Consider the following 1901-nt stretch of genomic DNA (forward strand, 5'->3'; position numbering starts at 1 on the left):
CACGCAGCCGCAGGGCGCCGTGCGCGGCTCGCTCGAACCACGCCGGCGGGTGGTCGTAGCCGAAGGCGTCGCGAAGCGGCGGGTCGAGCAGTGCGATCGAGGACGCGCGCACGAGCCGGCGCGCCGCCGCGGGTAGAACGTCGTGAGCAGCTCCAGCGTCGCGTCGGCCACCTCGCGCGAGCGCCAGTCGTAGCGAAAGTGCTCGGCCTCGTAGTCGTCCATGAGCCGGGCGAAGTCGTCGTAGGTCGCGGGCACGTCGTGGATGCCCATGAGCCGGCCCAGCCGCTGGTAGTAGCGGACGGTCGCGGTCCGCTCGGCCTCGGTGCCCTGCCGCCAGCCGTAGCGCTCGATCCAGCGCACCGGCGTCACGACGAAGGTCGAGAGCACGTAGAGCATGTCGTCGTTGCCGATGCTGTAGCGCCCGTGCATCTGGTTCATGCGCCGGATCGCCGCCCGCCCGCCGGACGACTCCATGCCCTCGAGGCTGATCTCCTCGAGGATGAGGACGGTGTCGTCGTGCCGCTTCTGGGTGGCCGTCGTGAACTGGCCGGTCTCGTGCAGGAGTCGTCCGATCGACGGCACGGCGTAGGTGCGGAACAGCGCGAAGCTCAGCGCCTGGGTGACGTCCCACGGGAACTCCAGCGTCGCCTGGATGCGCGACATCTCCTCGTAGTCGGTCTCCGGGTCGAGGGCGGCGAGCCGGCGCTGCCACCGACTCTTGCCGGGTGGCCTCACAGCACCACCCGCAGGAACGCCACGACCTCGTCCAGCGCGTCCTTCGCGGCCGGGACGACGCCGGGCAGGCTCATGAAGCCGTGGATGGCCTCGGGGTAGTCGACCAGCTGCACCTTCACCCCGGCGGCCTCGAGCACCTCGCGGTACTTCTCGCCGTGGTCGCGCAGCGGGTCGTGCCCGGCCGTGAGCACCAGCGCCGGGCACAGGCCCTCGTGCGACGCGGCCCGGATCGGCGACGCCTGCCAGTCCTCGACGCCGTAGGCCTCCCCCAGGTACGTCCGGCTGAACGTGCGCATGCTGCGGCTGGTCAGCACCGGGGCGTGCGCGTTGGCGTCCTCGGAGGGGTAGCGCTCGTAGATCTCGACGGCGGGGTAGACGAGCACCTGGCCACGCAGCTCGACGCCGTGGTCGCGGGCGTGCAGGGCGCAGACCGCGGCGAGGTTGCCGCCGGCGCTGTCGCCCATGACCGCGACCCGGGCCGGTCACGCCGACCTCGGCGCCGTGGGCGAGCAGCCACTCCAGCAGCGCGACCGCGTCGTCGACGCCGCCGGCACCGGTGCTCGGGCGCCAGCCGGTACGACGGCGACACGACGACCGCGCCGGTGCGGGACGCGACGTGGCTGGCCAGCCAGGCCGACTGCCGCGGCTCGCCCTGGCACCAGCCGCCGCCGTGGAAGTTCAGCACCCCGCGCCCGGGGACGTCCGCCCCGGTCGGGACGTGCAGCAGGACCCGCGAGACGAACCCGTCGGCGAGCGGCACCTCGATCTCGCGCACCGCGACGTCGCGGGCCGGACGCCCGAAGACGATCGACGCGCCGCGCATGGTCAGCTGACGGCTGCGGCGGGCCCGGGTCTGCGTCATGCGGGCGTCGTCGACCTCCTCCTGCGGCGCGGACAGCCGTCCGAGGACGGCGGCGAACAGGCGGGTCTGCCACGGCATGCTCATGGCACCCCAGCGTGCCGCACCCGCGGGTCAGCGCCCGAAGCGTGCCCGCATGAGCTCCTCGGCGTCGGCCGCCCGTGCGACGAGCTCGTCGGCCAGCTCGCCGGGCGTGGCCACCTCGAGCAGCGCCAGCCGGTCCAGGTCGCCGACGGGCAGGATCGCCGCGAGCTGCCACAGCGCCGCCACCGGGTCGGGCGACAGCTCGACGTCGGGCGACCAGGCA

At 73.8% G+C, this 1901-nt stretch carries 4 protein-coding genes and 1 pseudogene; 1 reads left to right on the forward strand and 4 read right to left on the reverse strand.

From position 1 onward, the window contains the following. From AC2W7G_RS15095 to AC2W7G_RS15105, 3 genes are all read right to left on the reverse strand, one after another. Positions 1–735, reverse strand: a 735-nt coding sequence (locus tag AC2W7G_RS15095; RefSeq protein WP_485869162.1) for an oxygenase MpaB family protein, incomplete at its 3' end; no start/stop codon positions are given. Then, positions 732–1157 carry an alpha/beta hydrolase fold domain-containing protein gene (locus AC2W7G_RS15100; protein WP_485869163.1) on the reverse strand — a complete coding sequence of 142 codons (426 nt, stop codon included), beginning with the start codon at positions 1155–1157 and terminating at the stop codon, positions 732–734. The genes AC2W7G_RS15100 and AC2W7G_RS15095, both read right to left, overlap by 4 nt. Continuing rightward, positions 1043–1420, reverse strand: a complete 378-nt coding sequence (locus tag AC2W7G_RS15105; RefSeq protein ID WP_485869164.1) for an alpha/beta hydrolase fold domain-containing protein — start codon at positions 1418–1420, stop codon at positions 1043–1045. Before AC2W7G_RS15105 ends, AC2W7G_RS15100 begins: the two co-directional genes overlap by 115 nt. On the opposite strand from AC2W7G_RS15105, the gene AC2W7G_RS15110 reads away from it, so the two are divergent. Then, entirely contained in the window at positions 1338–1568 is a 231-nt protein-coding gene (locus AC2W7G_RS15110; RefSeq protein WP_485869165.1) for a hypothetical protein, read from the forward strand. The genes AC2W7G_RS15105 and AC2W7G_RS15110 overlap by 83 nt on opposite strands. Positions 1569–1708: 140 nt before the next feature. On the opposite strand, the pseudogene AC2W7G_RS15115 reads toward AC2W7G_RS15110, so the two are convergent. Continuing rightward, positions 1709–1901 (reverse strand): annotated as a pseudogene (locus tag AC2W7G_RS15115) (hypothetical protein); the annotation flags it as partial.

It is taken from the genome of Aeromicrobium sp. PFPM2_SD2, assembly GCF_057364525.1.